Origin of the sequence: Muricoprocola aceti (assembly GCF_025567005.1) — a bacterium.
Taxonomy (GTDB): Bacteria; Bacillota; Clostridia; order Lachnospirales; family Lachnospiraceae; genus Marvinbryantia; species Marvinbryantia aceti.
Genome location: NZ_JAOQKE010000002.1, coordinates 267,042 through 285,945 on the forward strand (window position 1 = coordinate 267,042; position 18,904 = coordinate 285,945).

General features: G+C 41.8%; 17 protein-coding genes. All 17 read left to right on the forward strand.

The features are described from left to right. Window positions 1-35 precede the first annotated feature (35 nt). The 17 genes from OCV47_RS03415 (at window position 36) to OCV47_RS03495 (ending at window position 18,902) form a co-directional block, all read left to right on the forward strand. A complete protein-coding gene (locus tag OCV47_RS03415) occupies window positions 36-1,211 on the forward strand; it encodes an NAD(P)-dependent malic enzyme (protein WP_249309548.1) in 1,176 nt (391 codons plus the stop codon). Further along, the gene (locus OCV47_RS03420) at window positions 1,211-2,122 is read left to right on the forward strand and encodes an AEC family transporter (protein ID WP_262653754.1); all 912 of its coding nucleotides are present in this window, start codon (window positions 1,211-1,213) and stop codon (window positions 2,120-2,122) included. Before OCV47_RS03415 ends, OCV47_RS03420 begins: the two co-directional genes overlap by 1 nt. 60 nt (window positions 2,123-2,182) lie before the next feature. Next, window positions 2,183-3,274 carry an Ldh family oxidoreductase gene (locus tag OCV47_RS03425; protein WP_249309552.1) on the forward strand — a complete coding sequence of 364 codons (1,092 nt, stop codon included), beginning with the start codon at window positions 2,183-2,185 and terminating at the stop codon, window positions 3,272-3,274. A gap of 275 nt (window positions 3,275-3,549) precedes the next feature. Then, window positions 3,550-4,608 carry a TRAP transporter substrate-binding protein DctP gene (dctP, locus tag OCV47_RS03430; RefSeq protein ID WP_262653757.1) on the forward strand — a complete coding sequence of 353 codons (1,059 nt, stop codon included), beginning with the start codon at window positions 3,550-3,552 and terminating at the stop codon, window positions 4,606-4,608. Window positions 4,609-4,709: 101 nt separating this feature from the next. Further along, window positions 4,710-5,198, forward strand: a complete 489-nt coding sequence (locus OCV47_RS03435) for a TRAP transporter small permease (protein WP_262653759.1) — start codon at window positions 4,710-4,712, stop codon at window positions 5,196-5,198. Continuing rightward, the gene (locus OCV47_RS03440) at window positions 5,191-6,477 is read left to right on the forward strand and encodes a TRAP transporter large permease (protein WP_262653761.1); all 1,287 of its coding nucleotides are present in this window, start codon (window positions 5,191-5,193) and stop codon (window positions 6,475-6,477) included. Before OCV47_RS03435 ends, OCV47_RS03440 begins: the two co-directional genes overlap by 8 nt. 24 nt (window positions 6,478-6,501) lie before the next feature. After that, window positions 6,502-7,824, forward strand: coding sequence for a nickel pincer cofactor-dependent isomerase, group 22 (locus tag OCV47_RS03445; protein ID WP_262653764.1), 1,323 nt, complete (start codon window positions 6,502-6,504; stop codon window positions 7,822-7,824). Between the two features lie 105 nt (window positions 7,825-7,929). Then, entirely contained in the window at window positions 7,930-8,805 is an 876-nt protein-coding gene (locus OCV47_RS03450; RefSeq protein WP_262653766.1) for a dihydrodipicolinate synthase family protein, read from the forward strand. 55 nt (window positions 8,806-8,860) lie between these two features. Then, window positions 8,861-9,781 (forward strand): 4-hydroxy-tetrahydrodipicolinate synthase, encoded by a 921-nt coding sequence (gene dapA / locus OCV47_RS03455; protein WP_262653767.1) that lies wholly within the window; start codon window positions 8,861-8,863, stop codon window positions 9,779-9,781. Window positions 9,782-10,139: 358 nt separating this feature from the next. Beyond that, entirely contained in the window at window positions 10,140-10,853 is a 714-nt protein-coding gene (locus OCV47_RS03460) for a FadR/GntR family transcriptional regulator (protein WP_262653769.1), read from the forward strand. A gap of 441 nt (window positions 10,854-11,294) precedes the next feature. Beyond that, window positions 11,295-12,299, forward strand: a complete 1,005-nt coding sequence (locus tag OCV47_RS03465) for a ribokinase (protein WP_262653771.1) — start codon at window positions 11,295-11,297, stop codon at window positions 12,297-12,299. After that, window positions 12,296-12,907 (forward strand): SIS domain-containing protein, encoded by a 612-nt coding sequence (locus tag OCV47_RS03470; RefSeq protein ID WP_331481151.1) that lies wholly within the window; start codon window positions 12,296-12,298, stop codon window positions 12,905-12,907. Before OCV47_RS03465 ends, OCV47_RS03470 begins: the two co-directional genes overlap by 4 nt. A gap of 4 nt (window positions 12,908-12,911) precedes the next feature. Beyond that, window positions 12,912-13,322 carry an RbsD/FucU family protein gene (locus OCV47_RS03475; RefSeq protein WP_262653772.1) on the forward strand — a complete coding sequence of 137 codons (411 nt, stop codon included), beginning with the start codon at window positions 12,912-12,914 and terminating at the stop codon, window positions 13,320-13,322. 268 nt (window positions 13,323-13,590) lie between these two features. After that, window positions 13,591-15,099, forward strand: coding sequence for a sugar ABC transporter ATP-binding protein (locus tag OCV47_RS03480; protein WP_262653774.1), 1,509 nt, complete (start codon window positions 13,591-13,593; stop codon window positions 15,097-15,099). Window positions 15,100-15,114: 15 nt separating this feature from the next. Further along, on the forward strand, window positions 15,115-16,125 hold the full coding sequence (locus OCV47_RS03485) for an ABC transporter permease (RefSeq protein WP_262653775.1): 1,011 nt from the start codon (window positions 15,115-15,117) through the stop codon (window positions 16,123-16,125). 129 nt (window positions 16,126-16,254) lie between these two features. Then, the gene (locus tag OCV47_RS03490) at window positions 16,255-17,181 is read left to right on the forward strand and encodes an ABC transporter substrate-binding protein (RefSeq protein WP_331481153.1); all 927 of its coding nucleotides are present in this window, start codon (window positions 16,255-16,257) and stop codon (window positions 17,179-17,181) included. A gap of 125 nt (window positions 17,182-17,306) precedes the next feature. Continuing rightward, complete coding sequence (locus OCV47_RS03495; protein WP_262653777.1) at window positions 17,307-18,902, forward strand: response regulator transcription factor; 1,596 nt, start codon at window positions 17,307-17,309, stop codon at window positions 18,900-18,902. Window positions 18,903-18,904 lie beyond the last annotated feature (2 nt).

Genomic DNA, 18,904 nt, shown 5'->3' on the forward strand with positions numbered 1-18,904 from the left:
TCATACAATTATGAAAATGTGTTGGAGGTTGAAATATGGACTATGCAAAAGAATCCTTGCGCTTGCATAAAGAGTGGAAGGGAAAAATTGAAGTGATTTCCAGAGTGCCTGTAGCATCAAAGGAGGACTTATCTCTGGCTTATACCCCAGGTGTAGCACAGGCGTGTCTCGAAATACAGAAGAATATTGACGAAAGTTATGAACTGACCAGACGACATAATATGTGTCTTGTTGTGACAGATGGAAGCGCTGTATTAGGATTAGGAGACATTGGTCCGGAAGCAGGTATGCCGGTAATGGAAGGAAAATGTGTATTATTTAAAGCTTTTGGTGATGTAGACGCATTTCCTCTGTGTGTAAAGACGAAAGATGTAGATGAATTTGTCAATACAGTATATTTAATATCAGGCAGCTTTGGCGGTGTGAATCTGGAAGATATTTCAGCACCGAGATGTTTTGAAATTGAAAAAAAACTGAAAGAAAAGTGCGACATTCCTATTTTCCATGATGATCAGCATGGAACTGCAGTAATCACTCTGGCAGGACTGACAAATGCATTAAAGGTAGTCGGAAAGAAAAAAGAGAATGTTCGTATTGTTATTAATGGTGCTGGCGCGGCTGCCATTTCAATTACCAGATTGCTTTTATCCGACGGATTTCAGGATATTACGCTTTGCGACAGAAAAGGCGCTATTTATGAAGGCCGCGAGGAAGGTATGAATGCGATTAAAAATGAAATGGCATTAAGGACAAACAAGGATAAGCGAAAAGGTGCCTTAAAAGATGTTATAGCGGGTGCAGATGTATTTATCGGAGTCAGCGCGCCTGGAATGGTGACCACAGAGATGGTAAAAACAATGAATAAAGATTCGATTATTTTTGCCTGCGCCAATCCGACACCGGAAATATTCCCAGATGATGCGAAAGCAGGAGGAGCAAAGGTTTGTTCTACAGGAAGAAGTGATTATCCAAATCAGATTAATAATGTTCTTGCTTTTCCTGGTATATTCAGAGGTGCTTTTGATGTACGGGCAAGTGATATCAATGATGAAATGAAAATTGCAGCGGCAAGAGCTCTTGCCGGATTGATTTCTGATGAAGAACTGAATGAGGATTATATTATACCAAAGGCGTTTGACCCACGTGTTGGAAAGACAGTGGCAGCAGCCGTAGCTGAGGCTGCCAGAAGAACAGGAGTAGCAAGAATCTGATGAGCGGAAATCTGATGTTTGAGTTGCAGCTTACGATGTTTATTATGCTGGCAATTGGATTTTTCTGTGCAAAACGAGGCATGTTTACGAAAGAAGGCAGAGAATGCCTGGTCAGTATTTTTATTAATGTGATGATTCCATGCAGTGTTGTTTCCGCATTTTATAAAAATATGACGCAGGATCTTCTTGGAAAAGGCGGTTTGATGGTTTTGGCATTTACAGCAGACCTGACTTTTTGCTGGTTAATCGGAAAAGTCCTGTATATAAAAATCCGGTCAGATGAACAGGGAATTCTGAAATATGCAACAATTATCAGTAATGCGCAGTTTATGGGTTTTCCAATCATTCAGGCAATATTTGGACAAGAAGGTTTGATGCTGGCATCTATGGCAATGATTCCGTCTACAATTTTTACCTGGACAGTGGCCTTGGCTCAGTTTACATCAATGGATGGAAAAAAGGGAATAAAAAGCGTTCTGAAGCATCCTTGTTTTCTTGCAGTAGTTGCAGGGATTCTGCTTGGAGCACTGAAGATTCCGCTGCCTTCATGTATGGTAGATGTTCTGGATCGTATGGGAAACTGTGTAATGCCGATAGCAATGCTTATTATAGGTTCTATCCTGGCAGGAGTTAAGGCCAGAAGTATTTTAGACTGGAAATTATATTATTTCAGTGCTATCCGGTTAATAGGAATTCCGGCTGTAATGTATTTGTTTTTTACAGCGGTAAAATTAGATCCATTGGTGCGCAATGTACTCGTTGTAATGGCTGGTACACCGGCCGGAACGATTACGGCGATGCTTGCGGAAGAACATGGGGCTAATGCAGAATTTGCGTCCCAGCTTATTCTTGTTTCAACGTTACTTAGTATGATTACCTTGCCAGTTTTGTATACATTGTTGCAGTTGTAGAAAAGATCTGGCGATTGAATTTGTGAGCTTTTATTAAGTAGAAATGAGGTAGAAAAGATTATGGCATATAGAAAAATGAATTATGAGAAACTGAGAGAATTGTCCAAACTGGTTTTTATGAAATATGGCTATTCAGAAGAAGATGCAGAGACCATTACAGATGTTTTATTGAAAGCAGATTTGATGGGGATAGAGTCCCATGGTGTACAGAGAATGACTTTGTATCCATTCGGAATCAGTATTGGAAGAATTAAAGTAGACGCAAAACCGGAAATTGTAAGAGAAACACCATTGAGTGCTGTTATTGATGCTCATGATGGAATGGGACAGATCGCAGGCGTGAAAGCTATGAAACTGGCTATCGAAAAAGCAAAACAGCATGGCATGGGCTTTACAGTCGTAAGAAATTCGAATCATTATGGAATAGCAGGATATTACTCTCTGATGGCAGCCGAAGAGGGACTTGTAGGTATGTCTATGACGAATACACAGGCATTGGTAGTTCCTACATTTGGTCAGAAACCAATACTTGGCACAAATCCTATTGCATTTACAGTTCCGGCAAAACCGTATCCATTCCATCTGGATATGTCTACAAGTGTAGTAACAGCAGGAAAGATGGAAGTTTATGCAAAAAACAAAAAACCTTGCCCGGAAGGCTGGCTAGTGGATGAAAACGGCGCTGTAAACACAGATGCAGGTGTTTTTGTGGCAAATCGTGGCACTGGTCGTGGCGGTCTGCTTCCGATTGGCGGTGCAGGTGAGCTCCATAGTGGTCATAAAGGATATGGTATGTCTATGTTAGTGGAAATTATGACAGGCATTTTTGCAGGAGGTGTGACCAGTTCAGGTGTTCGTGTGGTGAAAGAAAAGGAATTATGTTGTCATATGTTCTGGGCAATAGATCCTGCAATGTTTAATGAAGATAAAGAAGAAATTTTTAAGCATCTTTCTGAATTCCTTCAGATGATTCGTGATTCCGATAAAGCAGAGGGACACGATCGTATTTACACACATGGTGAAAAAGAATTTGAAAACATGGAAAAGGTGAAAAAGGAAGGTGTATCTGTTAATGATGCAACCTATGATGAAATAACAAAACTCAGTGAGAAACTGGGAATCTGCGCTGCTGACTATTTGGTGGAAGTGTAGCTGTTAAAATGTAAGTGACCCTTTGAAACGGGACTGATCTGAATACTGAGATGAAGTTCGAAAGTATTCGGATCAGTTCCCTTTTTGTTTGCGTACAGATTTGGTATATATCTGGAAAGTAGAAAAAACAAAGTTATATTTGTGCAAAAGTCCCAAAAAAGAAAAATACTTAAAATAATTATTGACTAATTTTAATATAACTGTTAAAGTATGTTCATGGGTAGGACATCATACAATAACACAATAATACAATGTATAGCGAAAGGGGTATGAAAATGAAATTAAGAAAAAGTGTGATCGCAACTCTTGTATCAGTAACAATGTTAGCAGTGGGGCTGGGCGCTTCAGCACAGGCAGATGACAATGTAGTAAAAATTGCATTTACAGATGCACCGACACTTAAAGTTGGTGATATGGAGATTTATCACCCATCCTATGCAGCAATGCTGGCATTCAAAGGGGCATTTGAGAAAAGCACAAATGGAGAGTACAGCGTTGAATTATATCCAAACGGAACACTCGGTGATGCGGCTTCGACTATGGAACAGATGTTAATCGGAACTCTTCAGGGAAGCACACCGGCTGATGGCGCACTTTCCGCATTTGCACCGGACATTCAGGCGTTCACGGTTCCATATTTGTTCTCTGAAGTAACGGTAGCCTATGATGTGTTGGATGGTGAATTTTGCCAGAATTTATTTAATGATATTGCAGAAGAAACCGGAATACGAGTAATCGCATCATATGACAACGGTGGATTCAGACACTTTACAAACAGCAAGAAGGAAATCAAAACAGCAGCGGATATGGAAGGATTAAATATTCGTGTTATGGACAGCCCGGTATATTTGAAACTGATAGAGTCTCTTGGCGCATCTGCTACACCGGTTGCTTTCCTTGAACTGTACAGCGCATTACAGACTGGTGTGGTAGACGGACAGGAAAACTCAGCAGTTACTACACTTGGTGCATCCTTGAATGAAGTTCAGAAATATTGCACACTGGATGGTCATCTTCTTGGACTTGCATTTTTGACAGTCAGTGAGAGCTGGTATCAGAGCCTTGATGCAGAGACACAGAAAAAAGTTCTTATTGCAGGAGAAGAAGCTTCTATCGCAGCACGCGGCACCTGTCGTTATGCAGAATCAATAGCAATCAATACTTTGTCAGAAGAAGGCGTGCAGGTTTATTCACCTACAGCAGAAGAACTGGAAACATTTAAAGTATCACAGGAACCGGTTATTGAATATCTGAAAACTGAAATTGATCCAGAAGTAGTAGATGGATTGTTAGGAGCTGTTGAGGAAGAAGAGATAAAAGCAGGTCTCAAGTAAAAGGAAACCTGAAGGATATATATTAACAGGCGAGAATAAAATCTGCGGATGATCTGTCTGGATGATCCGCAGAATTATTTTTTCAGAGTGGAGGGATAAACGTGGAGGTCATAAAAAAAATCAGTTCTGCAATTGATAAAGCGATAACGGTTATCTGCATTATCTTAATGGCAGCAATGACAGTGATAGTTTTAATTCAGGTATCGACGAGATTCTTACCTGTAAGAAATCCAAATTGGACAGAAGAATTGTCCAGATATTTGATGATTTACATAGCATACCTTGGAGCAAGTACGGGAATTAAAGAATGGTCGAATGTTGGGGTTGACTTTATTATCACACGGCTTCCGGGGATCGGCAGATATATTTTGAATATAATTATTCGATTGGCAATTCTGGTATTTTGGTGTCTGGCATTATATTTATCTATGCAGGTATTTCCGAAGACCGGTCTTTTCCAGAAAAGTGCATCCATGGGATTCCCTCTTTTATATGCACAGTGCTCCATTATTCTTGGATCCTGCTTATGCATTATTCAGGGAATTTGTCAGATTATCACATATATAGCGGGAGGTGTTAAAAATGCTTGAATTTGGTATTGCAACCGTTTTACTGATTGGAACCATTTTAATTGGTTTTCCCATAGCATTTTCGATTGGTATTACAACAGTGATTTACATTTTGATGACGAATCCGGCCAATATTTCAGCAATTCCGATTCGTATGTTTTCAGGTATTAATTCATTTACATTGATGGCATTACCGCTGTTTATGCTGGCAGCTGAGATTATGATCCGGACAGGGATTTCTTCAAAACTTTTTGACTTTGTGCGTATTACCCGATTTGGAAAAAAGAGAGGCGGCTTGGCCTATGTAAATATTCTGGTAAGTACAATTTTTGGAAGTATATCAGGTGCAGCTCTTTCAGATATCGCAGGTCTTGGTGCAGTAGAACTCCAGGCTATGGACGAAGACGGTTATGATAAAGGATTTTCCTGTGCTGTAACAGCAGCTTCTTCTATTCAGAGTCCGCTGATTCCACCGAGTAATGTAGCAATTCTTTATGCAGGAACAATGGCATTATCCGTTGGTGCAGTGCTGTACGCAGGCCTGATTCCGGGACTGTTACTTGCTTTTGGTGAAATGGCATATGTGAAGCTGAATTCCAAAAAGTTCCCTATGCATGAAAAAGAATATACAAAAGAAGAAAAGAAAGATATCCGTAAGCGCGGTCTGATCGCTATGGGAATGCCACTGATTATTCTGATTGGCATTACAGCAGGGATTGTAACTCCGACAGAAGCGGCAGCAGTAGCAGTTTTGTATGCACTGATCGTAGGTATCTTTGTATTTCATAATCTGACACTTGAGATGGTCATCAGTTCTTTAAAAGCAGCTGGAAAGACCACTGCGAATTTGTTTATTATTACCTCTTTGTCCGCAGTATTTGCATGGGCAATTGGTGTGGAAAACATACCGGCACAGCTCACAGCATTTATGATGTCTGTAACGGAAAGTAAATATGTGATGTTGTTAATTATTAACCTGATTTTCCTGATTGTAGGAATGTGGATGGAGACATCAGCTGCGATTCTTCTGTTTGTCCCAATTCTGGCACCTATGGTAACTACTATGGGAGTACATCCAGTGCATTTCGCAGTGATTGTAATTTTGAATTTAACGGTTGGACTGATTACACCACCTGTAGGTGTAGTATTGTATGCAGTTGCAAATGTCGGAAAAGAGAAGTTTGAGACTGTAGTAAAATCCACAATGCCGTTCATACTTATGGGCTTCGCATTGGTACTGCTGCTGACTTATGTACCGGAATTCTGCCTGTTCCTGCCACGTATCATGGGATTCCTGTAAACCATACAAGAGAGGTACTGAAAAATGATTTTTGATAAGTTGTTAGAGGAAACAAGAATTCCCAAAATGGTAAAAGTAAAGTATCACATTCAGCGCGGAGAGGTGAGTGCCAGCCAGATTCCTGCTATTATCAGAGAATCACTGGAAAGTCAGCATCTCCTGGATCGAATTGAGGAAGGAAAAACGGTTGCACTGACTTGCGGAAGCAGGGAAATCTGTAATATTGATATTATTCTTCGCAGTGTGATCGAATTGCTGAAAGAAAAAGGGGCAGAACCGTTTATTTTTCCTGCAATGGGAAGTCACGGCGGGGCTAATGCAGAAGGACAGAAAGAGATTCTGGCAGGTTATGGTGTTACAGAAGAAACCATGGGCGTACCTGTTAAAGCTTCTATGGATACGGTAATTCTTGGAAAGAGTCCAAAGGGGCTGGAGGTTCATTTTGATAAGTATGCGGATGAGGCAGATTATGTAATCCCGATTGGAAGAGTGAAACCACATACAGATTTCAGAGGGAAAATAGAGAGTGGTCTGATGAAGATGCTGACGATCGGCTGTGGAAAACAGCATGGTGCCAACATATGCCATACGCTGGGATTCCCTATGATGGCGGAAAATGTAACAGAGATCGCCAGAGTAATTTTGGAAAAGAAACAGATTCCATTTGGTATTGCCATTGTAGAGGATGCCTTTCATGGCACCTATAAGATACAGGCAATTGCAGGTGAAAAGATTGAAGAAGAGGAAGAAAAACTGCTGATCCAGGCGAAAGCGCTGGTTCCGGGCATTCCTTTTGATAAAGTGGATGTTCTGGTACTGGATGAGATCGGAAAAGACGTGAGTGGAGCAGGAATGGATCCGAATGTTACGGGACGTTCCAGTATGCTTGGGCGTTGGAAACCATTTATTGAGCGTATTGTAGTGTTGGATCTTACAGAAAAATCGCATCATAACGGATGCGGAATTGGAGGAGCAGATATTACGACTCAGAGATTTTTTGAAAAAATGGATTTTGTGACCTCCTACCCAAATGGAATTACCAGTCATGATCCTTGCAGTATGAGAATTCCGCCTGTAATGCCTAATGATGAATGTGCAGTTAAGATGGCTTTGCAGACCTGTATGGATAATGACAGAACTATGGATTACAGAATGGTTTGGATGAAGAATACACTTCATGTAGAGTCTTTCTGGATTTCTGAATCATTAGTGGAGGAGGCAAAAAAGAATCCGTCTCTGACGATAGAGAGTGAGCCTGAAGAGATTCCGTTTAACGAGAATGGAAATGTCATTTGGCTGCAGGAACCTGTTCAGACATACGGTGTACATGAGAATCAAAAAAGATGAGAAATATTAGTTTTTAGTATTGACGAAAAAGAAACAATATTGTATGATTATAACACATCATACAATCATACAAAACGTAAGGAAAGGAAAAGGAGGCAATTAAGAATGTCAAAAAAGATTGCGGGAATTATCCCGCCAATTGTTACTCCATTTGATCCGGATGGTTCAATTAATCTGAAATTGGCAGAGAAAGAAATGAAGATTTGTCTGGACGCAGGAGTGCATGGTATCAGTGTTGGAGGCAGTACAGGAGAAGGACCTACACTTCGGGATGAAGAACTGGTAGAACTGATCGGTGTTGCAAAGAAACTTCTGAAAGAAGAACAGAGTCTGGTATGTGGTGTTATGCGGACCTGTACAAGAGATGCGGTACGTGCCGGGCTGGCAGCAAAAGAGGCTGGTGCAGATGCCATTATGGTAACACCACCGGCATATAACGTATTAGTTCCGAATGAACAGGGAATGTTCGATTATTACAGCACCATATCAAAAGAAGTGCAGCTTCCGATTATTATTTACAACGTAATTCCTCAGAATACCATTCTTCCTGGACTGTTTAAACGTCTGGTAGACGAAACCGAGTATGTACGAGGTGTAAAGCAAAGCGTGGGAAGTGTTCCTGCATTGTATGCAATGAAAATGGCAGTTGGTGATAAAGGCGATGTTTATGCTGCTACAGATGATATGCTGTATACCTGCTATGAACTGGGAGCAAGCGGTGCGATTTCCGCAATTCTTTCCGTATTCCCGAAAGAATGTGTAGACATGTTCAACTATCAGCAAAATGGCGAAAAGGAAAAAGCTTTTGCAATACAGAATGCCTTATATAACAAATGGCAGTGTCTTGGCGGCAATCAGTTCCCAATTCGTTTGAAATATGCGTTAGAAGTTCTTGGACGCGAGCCGGGGCTCTGCAGAAGTCCGATTACTTACCTGCCTGACGACGAGAAAGCAAAGATCAGAGCAGCATTTATGGAATAAAGTTTTTACAGAAATAAAATAAAAAAATTATATATATAAGCGGAGGGTTAAAAAAATGACTTTTAAAGAAAAATACGGACAGATTCTGTTACCATTAATTACACCATATGGTGAAAATGAAGAAGTAAAATATGACACATATGAAGAACTGATCAACTATCTGGCAAAAGAAGATCTTTGTGATACCTTTATCGTAACAGGTACTACCGGTGAAGCATCTCTCCTTACATTTGATGAAAGAGTAAAACTGATGCAGACCGCAGTTAAAGCAGCAGCTGGTAAAAAACCGGTAATCGCCGGTACAGGATGTGCATCTACCAAAGAGACCATTGCACTTACAAAAGAAGCTGCAAAGCTTGGAATTGAAGTGTGCATGATCGTAGTTCCATTTTATAACAAACCAACCCAGGAAGGTATCTACAGACATTACAAAGCAATTGCAGAGGCTTGCCCTGATACCAAAATTCTTCTTTACAATATCCCAATTTTCGTAGGTGTAAACCTGGAACCGGAAACAGTTGCAAGACTGGCAGCGATCGACAATATCATTGGTATCAAAGATGAAGCCGGAATTAATCCTACACAGGTTACAGATTTCTTCCTTGCAACCAAGGATGTAGATCCTGATTTCGTTATTTTCAATGGTGATGATATTATGTTACTGCCTACGATCGTTCAGGGTGCTATGGGACTGGTAAGTGGTGGCGCTCACATTTTCGGACACGAAATCCGTGAGATTTTCAAGGCATTTGAAAATGGAGAAAATGAGAAAGCAAAAGAGTTATTTGTTCCGATTTACAGAGTGTGCAAATCAACCGGCCAGAATGGAAGAATTCTTCCGAACTCAATTCTCAGACCGGCAATTGAACTGGTAACAGGAATTAAACTTGGACCGGCAAGAAGTCCTCTTGCACCTGCTACAGAAGAAGAAATGGCAGTAACTACTGCAATTCTGAAAGAGATCGGAAAACTTTAAGCAACCATTGAAGAATAATTTGCAATAGACGAAAAATGTTGTGAGAAAAAGATTGTGTCTGAAAAATTTATATGATATATTAAGCTTTAATTATAGTTGTATATAGAATACATAGTTCTTAAGTTCTTGCTGTGTATTTCGAAACAGTAAGAGTTCATATCAGACAGACATCGTGACTGAAAATTATTCCAATTATTAATGACCCAAGATGATAACTAGTATATGGATGCAGTGTTTTAATTTTCTTCAATCAATGCATATTTTGAAAGTTTTCTATGATATGATCATTCAGTTCTTCTGAATTACACAGATGTTTCGAACAGTCGTACCAAAGGAACAATACATAACAGGGGGAAGCATGAAAGAGATACAAAGAATTTCAATAACAGATGCAGTGGTTGATAATATTAAGAAAATGATTGAGGCAGAAGAATATAAAGTTGGGGAAAAACTGCCGGCAGAAGCAAAACTCTGTGAAATGTTTAAAGTAAGCAGAACAAGTGTCAGAGAGGCACTGAGAGTATTGCAGGCACTGGGGTATGTCGAGAATAAACCGGGAAAAGGTGCATTTGTGGCTGCCAATCATAAAGAAGACTCATCTTTGTGGTATGATGTGGAGAATCCGCAGTTTACTGATTTTATGGATATTCGTATGGCAATGGAGACATTTGCAGTCCGTATAGCCGTGAAGAAGGCTTCAGAAAAAGATATAAAGAAGCTAGAAGAAATCCATCAGTCCTTTGTAGAAGCAAATGAGAACAAAGATATGGTGCGGATGATTATGCTTGATGAATTATTTCACACAACGATAGTGGGAATAACGAAAAATCAGCTTCTGATCAATATTAACAGACAGCTTTTGGAAGCTTTTCGGGTATATCGTTCAGAATCTTTTACCGACCGTGATGTATATAAAAATGCGATCGAGCCTCATGAAGTATTATTAGACTGTTTCCGTCACCATGATTATAAGAGAGCTGTGGATGAAATGAGAAATCATCTGAATATTACTACCAGTGATATGGAGAAAATTCATAATAAAAATACTTCTGTCACGACGGAAAAATTGTAATATTCCTATCTATGTACGGCGTCAAACGGATAATGTCATTCGTGTTCCGGTTAAGGATGCAGGAGGTTATCTGTAATTTCTTCAGGGTAAGTACTACGGGAAATGTTTTATCGCGATGATTCAAAAAGACACATTCTTGCGTGGAAAAATGATAAGGTATGCACTGGCAACATGAAAAAGTGAGAAATCAAGAGAAACACAGTGTCCATGCAGTATGCGAAGCCATATTGAAGAATCGTAAAGCTTTATGTCAGTCAGCAAATACGTAATCATTGTGTAAGCAAGCAAAACGGACTGTTTCTCCAGTGAGACAGCCCGTTTTTTTGTTCAGATAAATAAAGCGTTTTTACAGAATGAGATCACGTTTATCAGAAATGCTGAGAAGAATTGACAGAAAAAATATGGCAGCTTGAAAAGATTATAGAAAAAGAGGAATGGAGCATGAATAAAAAAGTAAAAATCCTGGTTGTTGGAAGTTTTGTTATGGATACCATTTCCAGTACTGAAATTTTTCCGGAATCTGGTCAGACTGTTTTAGGATATCAATATACAACAGCCCCGGGAGGAAAAGGAGCAAATCAGGCAATGGAAGCTGCACTTCTTGGTGCAGAAGTAACCATGGTTGGAAAAGTAGGAACAGATGCGTTTGGAGACAGGATGATTGAGTCCCTGCAGAGTGCAGGAGTGAATACAGACTTTGTAGGAAGACAGCCGGATGTCAGCAGTGGTATCGGAAATGTTATACTTACGACAAAAAATGGTGTGCTTCAGAATAATCGGATTATTGTGATTCCTGGTGCCAATATGAAAATTACACCGGAAGATGTGGCATTCTTAAAAGAGGCTGTCGGAGAATATGACATGGTGATGCTTCAGCTGGAAATACCAATGGAGATAAATGAACTGGTTGCGAAATATGCATATGATAAGGGGGTACCGGTTATGTTAAATCCGGCACCGATTGCTCCACTTTCAGAAGATTTTATGAGCCATATCACCTACTTATCACCAAATGAGACAGAAGCAGCAGCACTTCTGAACTGTTTTATTCGTGAAGAAGGACAGGTGATGACAGAAGAAGCAATAAAAGGAATAAAAGAGGCAATGCGAAAGAAAAATCTTCAGAAACTACTGTTAACGCTGGGAGATGCGGGTGCGATGACGATTGACGGCGAAAATGTAGTATTTAAACCGGCTGTACCAAATATTAAAGCTGTGGATCCGACAGCGGCAGGAGATTCATTTGTAGCTGCATTCTGTGTTGCCAAAGGTTCTGGATTGAATGATGGGGATGCTATGGCATTTGCCAATATGATTGCAGCAGTTACTGTTTCCAAAATGGGTGCGCAGCCATCGCTGTCCAGCCTGAAAGTGGCGAAAGAGTTCCATAAAGCAGCAGGAAGGGATGTTTCGATTATTGAGAAAGTAGAGGAATTACAGAAATGACAGAAATGGGAAATAAAGCATTAGATGTATTTGGGGAAGCTGTGAAGGAACAGGTAACATATACAATCGAAAGTGTGGATAAAGAAGCACTTGGCAAGGCGGCAGAGCTGATACAGGAATCTGTAAAAAATGGTGGCCGGATTCATGTAACAGGAATTGGTAAACCGGGACATTTAGCTGGCTATATATCTTCATTAATGGCATCTACCGGAACACCGACCTATTTCTTACACGGAACGGAAGCGGTACATGGATCCAGCGGACAGCTTGTAGAAGGAGATGTAGTAATTGCAATCTCCAACAGTGGCAACACAGATGAACTGATGGCAACGATAGCCTGTGTAATTGATAATGGATGTAAAGTAATAGGTGTAACAGGTAATTCATCCAGTAAACTGGCATTAAACAGTGATGTATGTCTGTTGGCGGATATTGAAAAAGAAGGCGGTCCATTGAACCGTGCGCCAAGAAACTCTATTTTAGCAGAAATGTTAGTCCTTCAGATGCTGACGGTGATTTTACAGGCAGACTGCAATGTAACACCGGAACAGTATGTAAAACATCATCCACATGGAGCCCTCGGAAAGTTAAGAGAAGGAGAGGTATAAAAATATGACAACAACAAAGTTAATTAATCCGGATATTTTAGCTGCACTTGCGTATTGTGGGCATGGAAGCAAAGTGCTGATTGCAGATGCGAATTATCCGCTGGCAGAAAAAAGCGGAAATGCCAGAAAAGTATATCTTGGTCTGACAAGAGGATTACCGACAGTAACGGATGTATTAGAGGCCATTCTTTCAGTAGTGAATGTTGAAAAAGCTGAAGTTATGGTACCGGAAGAAGGACCAGAACCTGAGATCTTTGAAGAATTCCGCAGCCAGTTAAATGGAATGGAACTTTCCGGAATGGGAAGATATGAATTCTATGATGCATGTATGGAAGAAAATGCTGTTTATCTGGCAATCAGTACAGGAGAACAGAGAACATTTGCGAATATTCTGCTTACGATCGGATGCGCTTAAATGCTAAAAAGAATGCCATTTTGATTCAGAAGGTGAAATTACAGTGGCACAGTATGGAAAAAAGTGAATAAAATGCCAATAAAAAAGCACAGTTTTCGACAAAATCAGTCAGAAAGCTGTGCTTTTTCTATGGTGTATTTTCATTCTGGCATCAAACTGCATAAAAAACCCACTCTAAAGCAAAAATCTCCCATCCTGTTGCACAAAAGAAAACTGCGTTATCATACTGACATAAGGAAAAAGAAAACAAAAAACGGGGGGAAATCATATGAATGAAATCATAGTTTCCATGAACCATATAAGTAAGAGCTTTCCGGGTGTGAAGGCACTGGATGATGTGCATTTCGAACTGAGATCCGGTGAGGTTATGGCACTTCTGGGAGAAAATGGTGCAGGTAAGTCTACACTGATGAAAATCCTCAGTGGCGTCTATACCAGAGATGATGGTACAATGGAGATATTCGGAAAGGAATATGGAGATCTGACACCGAAGCAGGCGCAGGAAGTCGGAGTAGCCATTATTCATCAGGAATTGAACATGTGCAGACACTTATCCGTTGCGGAAAATATGTTCCTGGGAAGAGAGCTGGCAGGCAAGTTTACACTGGACAATCGAAAGATGCGCCAGGAAGCGAAACGGATACTGGATGATCTGAAGATTGATATTAATCCAGATCAGACCGTTGGGGATCTGCCGGTATCCAAGCAGCAGATGGTTGAGATTGCAAAAGCCTTATCCATCAATGCCAAGATCCTGATCATGGACGAACCGACATCCGCGCTGACGGCAAAAGAGATCGAAGACCTGTTCCGCATTATCCGCAAATTAAAAGCGGAAGGAAGAGGAATTGTATACATATCCCACAGACTGGAAGAACTGGCAGAGATCGTTGATCGTGTTACCATCATGAGAGATGGCCAGTACATCACCAATGGCAATTTTGCGGATATGACCATGGATCAGATTATTACCAACATGGTTGGACGTGAGATCAAAGAAAAATTCCCGCGGGTATCCTGCGAGAAGGGCAAAAAAGTCTTTGAAGTGAAGCATCTGAATGCAGGGAAAATGGTGCAGGACATCAACTTCTCCTTATATGAAGGCGAGATCGTTGGATTTGCAGGACTGATGGGAGCGGGAAGAACCGAAACCACAAGAGCAATCTTCGGAGCAGATCCGAAGGACAGCGGAGAGATCTGGCTGGATGGACAGGAAATCAAGATCAACTGTCCGATGGATGCTATCAAACACGGTGTGGTACTGGCACCGGAAGACAGGAAAAAAGACGGTCTGTGTACCAAACTGAGTATCCGTCAGAACCTGGCACTTCCGAATCTGGATATGATCTGTAACGGACTTGGAGTCATTAGCAGTGGCAAAGAAGATAAACTGTGTGAAGAGGCAATACAGAACCTCCGCATTAAGACACCGAACGTAGAAATCGACTCCGGTAACTTATCCGGTGGTAATCAGCAGAAAGTAGTAGTTGGAAAATGGCTGGCAAGAAATTCCAGAGTGGTCATCTTTGATGAGCCGACCAGAGGAATCGATGTCGGAGCCAAGGTGGAGATCTACAATCTGATGAATGAACTGAAAAAACAGGGAATAGCAGTCATGTTCGTATCTTCCGAAATGCCGGAAGTCATGGGAATCGCAGACCGGATCATCGTTATGTGTGACGGCCGTATTACCGGTGAAGTAATGGCGCAGGATACAACTCAGAACGAAATTCTGACCATGGCAACATCCTTTGAAAACAAGAAAATAGTGAGTTAGTGGAGGGGAAGAAAAATGAACAACAAACAGCAGAACCCGGTAAAGAAATTACTGGCAATCCGGGGAATGGGCGCAGCCCTGACCGCCTTTGTAGGTCTGGTCATTATCTATATCGCATTCGGTTTGATTAATTCAGCAGTATTTTCCGGACAGAATATTCTGAACTTACTTCGTTCCATGTCCAAATATCTGCTCATCGGTATTGCACAGAGCTACGTATTGATCACAGGAAACATCGACCTGTCCATTGGTTCAATGGTTGGTATGAGTGCCATGATCTCAGCAACCCTGATGACTACAGGTATGAATCCGCTGCTTGCCATACTGATTTCACTACTGTGTTGTCTGGTGATCGGTGTAGTCAACGGATATCTGGTAGGAAAGTTCAAGCTTCCGCCATTCATCGCAACTTTGGGAACCATGTTCGTGGCAAGAGGTATTGCCTACATGGTAAACGGTAACCGTAATACCGATGCCATTGCAACCGGTATCGGAAAAGAAGCAGCAGACAAGTTCCAGAACTTTTTCTACTATGGAAAAACACTTGGTGTATACAATACCTTCTGGATTGCAATGATCGTATTCATTATTTTCTTCTTTGTACTGTCCAAAACAAGAACCGGACGTCATATTTACGCAATCGGTTCAAACGTAGACGCAGCAAAACTGTCAGGTGTAGACGTAGTGGCAACTACCATCAAGACATATCTGATCAGTGCAACCTGTTCCTGCCTGGTAGGTTTGATCCTCTGTGCACAGGCCGGTATGGGAAATATGGAAGCAGGAAACATGTATGAAATGTACGGTGTGGCAGCCGGCGTTATCGGTGGTGTATCACCACTTGGAGGAACCGGTATTCTTCTTGGAACTCTGGCAGGTGCAGCTGTATGGCAGACACTGGAAAATGGTCTGAACATGATCGGTGCACAGGTAGGTATTCAGCGAGTAGTCATCGGTGTCATCGTAGTAGTAGCCGTTCTTCTGGACGTAGTCGTACGTAACGGAAAATTTGGAAAAAGAAAGTAGTAAATAATGAGGCAAAAAGATGCCATATGGATTGTTTCGTACAATTCAGACCAGATATGAACTAAGCCGCAAAATATGGGTTGCGGATAGTAAATAAAACAAATTATATTTTTTAGGAGGGTTTTAAAAATGAAAAAGAAATTATTAGCAGCTATCTGCGCAGCAACAATGGTATTCTCAATGGGAACTATGGCAATGGCAGACGACGAAGTAAAGGCAACCGGAGATGAAAAAATTGCTCTGATCACTATGGACTCCATCGACCAGCACTGGATCACATTGAATGAAGGTGCACAGAAAGCAGCTGAAGAATTTGGTGTAACCGTAGACTTCATGTCCCCAAATACCAAGGACGATGCACAGCAGATCGAATGTGTAAATAACGCAGTAGCAGGCGGCTACGGTGCCATCATGGTAGCAGCAAACGGACCGGATGCAATTTCATCTGCATTACAGGAAGCAGTAGACGGCGGAGTTAAGATTGTATACGTTGACTCCCCTGCAAACGTAGAAGGATCTGCTACATTCTCCACAGATAACAAGGCAGCAGGCCAGACAGCCGGCGAAGAAATGATCAAAGCTCTGGAAGATGCAGGCGTTACATCCGGTAAGATCGGTATCATCAATGTAAACGCAGCAACAGACTCCTGTGTAAAAAGAGAAGAAGGCTTCCGTGCAGCATTTGACGGATCTGACTTCGAACTGATGGAAACACAGTACGGCGAAGGTGATGCAGCAAAATCTCAGAGTATCGCAGAAAACTACATTACACAGGGTGTTGTTGGTATCTTCGGTTGTAATGAAGGATCCACAACAGGTGCCGGCAATGCCATTAAAGCTTCCGGAAACGATGCAATCGTCGGTGTTGGTTTTGATAAATCTGATGCAATCCTGAACCTGATCGATGACGGATATCTGTATGCAACTATGGCTCAGAATCCAGACATTATGGGATACGAAGGCGTAAAAGCAGCGATCCAGGCAATCAACGGCGAAGACCTTGGCGGCGAAGTAACAGATACCGGTGTATCCGTACTGACAAAAGAAAGCAAATAAACCTCGCATAGAATAACTCTGAGAAAAACCGTCGCATCCTGCGGCGGTTTTTTCGGTTACAGAAAATTGACCGAAAAGCGAAAGTATGAGACAATATAAATATAAATGTTTTTGGGGAAGAGAAGATGGGAAATTTGAAAGTTGTTATTGCAGACGATGAGGAACGAATCTGCCAGCTGATTCAGGCATTAATAAACTGGGACCGTCTGGGAATGGAGATCGCAGGGATGGCACACAACGGGATCGAAGCATTTGATGTGGTACAGAAGGTGTGTCCGGATATCCTGATCACAGACATCCGTATGCCCGGATTGTCAGGTCTGGAATTAATTGAGAAAGTAAAGGAAGCCTGCCCGGAGGTGGAGATTATTATCATCAGCGGCTATGCTCATTTTGAATATGCGCAGCAGGCCATCCGGTTTGGTGTAGGCCACTATCTGTTAAAGCCCATTAACAAGGCAGAGCTGACGGAAACGCTGGAGAAGCTGAAGAGTAAGATCGGTCAGCGTCAGGAATTTGAGCGGGACAAGCAGGTCCTGATCCAGAAGGCGCAGAAGAATGAAGATTATATGCGCAGCAAGCTGCTGACACAGCTTTTAAACGGGGAACAGGTATCCCTGACAGAAGAGATTCTGCAGAATCAGTATGGAATTACGCTGAAAGTCGGGCTGCTTCAGCCATTCTGCCTGAAGATGGATTGCGAGGAAGAGGCACTTGGTACTTCCTCTGTATCTGTTCTGATGGAAAAGGCACTGGAGATTCTGGACCGGAACCTTCTGGAAAAAGGGCTGGATCCGATTATGGAATGTCAGGGATTTTACTGTATCGGTTTGTTGAATTATGAAAGCAGGCAGCAGGAAGATGTGCGCAGGATTTTGAAGAATGCGCTGGCGCAGATGGAACTGCAGAAGGCCATTTTCAAATCGGTAGAGTTTTCCATGGCACTGGGAAAAGCCGTGAGAAGAGCAGAAGAACTGGAAGATGCAGGACCGGAGTTGTCCAGGCTGATCTGCCAGAGGCTGGTAAAGGGCAGCGGTCGGATTCTGGAGCAGCAGGAGAACTATTCTTCCCTGCAGGGAGAACGGCTGCTGGACAAATATATTCGTGAGATCACTCATGCCGTGGAAGTGATGAGTACAGATCTTGCGGATGAATCGGCTGTTTATCTGCAGAAAAAGGTCAGTGAGGAAAGGAATCCACGGGGCTGCGATATCCTGGATCTTGTATACAGCGCAGCAGATGTCTTTACAGCGTGCATACAGATCGCCAACCGCACCGAATGTTTGGAAGCTTTTCGCAGACAGTGTGAGCAGTGCGCAAGTGTGGAAAAACTCTTTGCTGCTTTGCGGGAATTCCAGAAGAAATATATTCGTGAGATAGAAGAAAAGCGAGAAAATGACAGAGTGCGTCCGATCCGCCGGGCAAAAGAATACATTCAGAATCATTATGGGGAGCCGATTACTCTGGAAGAGGTCAGCAGCGAAGTAGGCTTAAGTCCGACTTATTTCAGCGTATTATTTAAGAAAACAGAAGGGGAAGGTTTTGCCAGATATCTGATCAATGTGCGGATGGAACAGGCGAAGATCCTTTTACGTGAGACCAATCTTCCGGTGGTGGAGATCTGTAAAAAAGTGGGTTACAACGATCTGAAGCATTTTACCCAGACCTTTGAAAAGTCTACCGAAGTGAAACCATCTACCTACCGGAAATTATACGGCTGATC

What these genes read in the sequence shown, in the direction of transcription:
- OCV47_RS03415 (WP_249309548.1), top strand. Translation starts at nt 36, where the DNA reads ATGGACTATGCAAAAGAATCCTTGCGCTTGCATAAAGAGTGGAAGGGA.
- OCV47_RS03420 (WP_262653754.1), top strand. Translation starts at nt 1,211, where the DNA reads ATGAGCGGAAATCTGATGTTTGAGTTGCAGCTTACGATGTTTATTATG.
- OCV47_RS03425 (WP_249309552.1), top strand. Translation starts at nt 2,183, where the DNA reads ATGGCATATAGAAAAATGAATTATGAGAAACTGAGAGAATTGTCCAAA.
- dctP (WP_262653757.1), top strand. Translation starts at nt 3,550, where the DNA reads ATGAAATTAAGAAAAAGTGTGATCGCAACTCTTGTATCAGTAACAATG.
- OCV47_RS03440 (WP_262653761.1), top strand. Translation starts at nt 5,191, where the DNA reads ATGCTTGAATTTGGTATTGCAACCGTTTTACTGATTGGAACCATTTTA.
- OCV47_RS03445 (WP_262653764.1), top strand. Translation starts at nt 6,502, where the DNA reads ATGATTTTTGATAAGTTGTTAGAGGAAACAAGAATTCCCAAAATGGTA.
- OCV47_RS03450 (WP_262653766.1), top strand. Translation starts at nt 7,930, where the DNA reads ATGTCAAAAAAGATTGCGGGAATTATCCCGCCAATTGTTACTCCATTT.
- dapA (WP_262653767.1), top strand. Translation starts at nt 8,861, where the DNA reads ATGACTTTTAAAGAAAAATACGGACAGATTCTGTTACCATTAATTACA.
- OCV47_RS03460 (WP_262653769.1), top strand. Translation starts at nt 10,140, where the DNA reads ATGAAAGAGATACAAAGAATTTCAATAACAGATGCAGTGGTTGATAAT.
- OCV47_RS03465 (WP_262653771.1), top strand. Translation starts at nt 11,295, where the DNA reads ATGAATAAAAAAGTAAAAATCCTGGTTGTTGGAAGTTTTGTTATGGAT.
- OCV47_RS03470 (WP_331481151.1), top strand. Translation starts at nt 12,296, where the DNA reads ATGACAGAAATGGGAAATAAAGCATTAGATGTATTTGGGGAAGCTGTG.
- OCV47_RS03475 (WP_262653772.1), top strand. Translation starts at nt 12,912, where the DNA reads ATGACAACAACAAAGTTAATTAATCCGGATATTTTAGCTGCACTTGCG.
- OCV47_RS03480 (WP_262653774.1), top strand. Translation starts at nt 13,591, where the DNA reads ATGAATGAAATCATAGTTTCCATGAACCATATAAGTAAGAGCTTTCCG.
- OCV47_RS03485 (WP_262653775.1), top strand. Translation starts at nt 15,115, where the DNA reads ATGAACAACAAACAGCAGAACCCGGTAAAGAAATTACTGGCAATCCGG.
- OCV47_RS03490 (WP_331481153.1), top strand. Translation starts at nt 16,255, where the DNA reads ATGAAAAAGAAATTATTAGCAGCTATCTGCGCAGCAACAATGGTATTC.
- OCV47_RS03495 (WP_262653777.1), top strand. Translation starts at nt 17,307, where the DNA reads ATGGGAAATTTGAAAGTTGTTATTGCAGACGATGAGGAACGAATCTGC.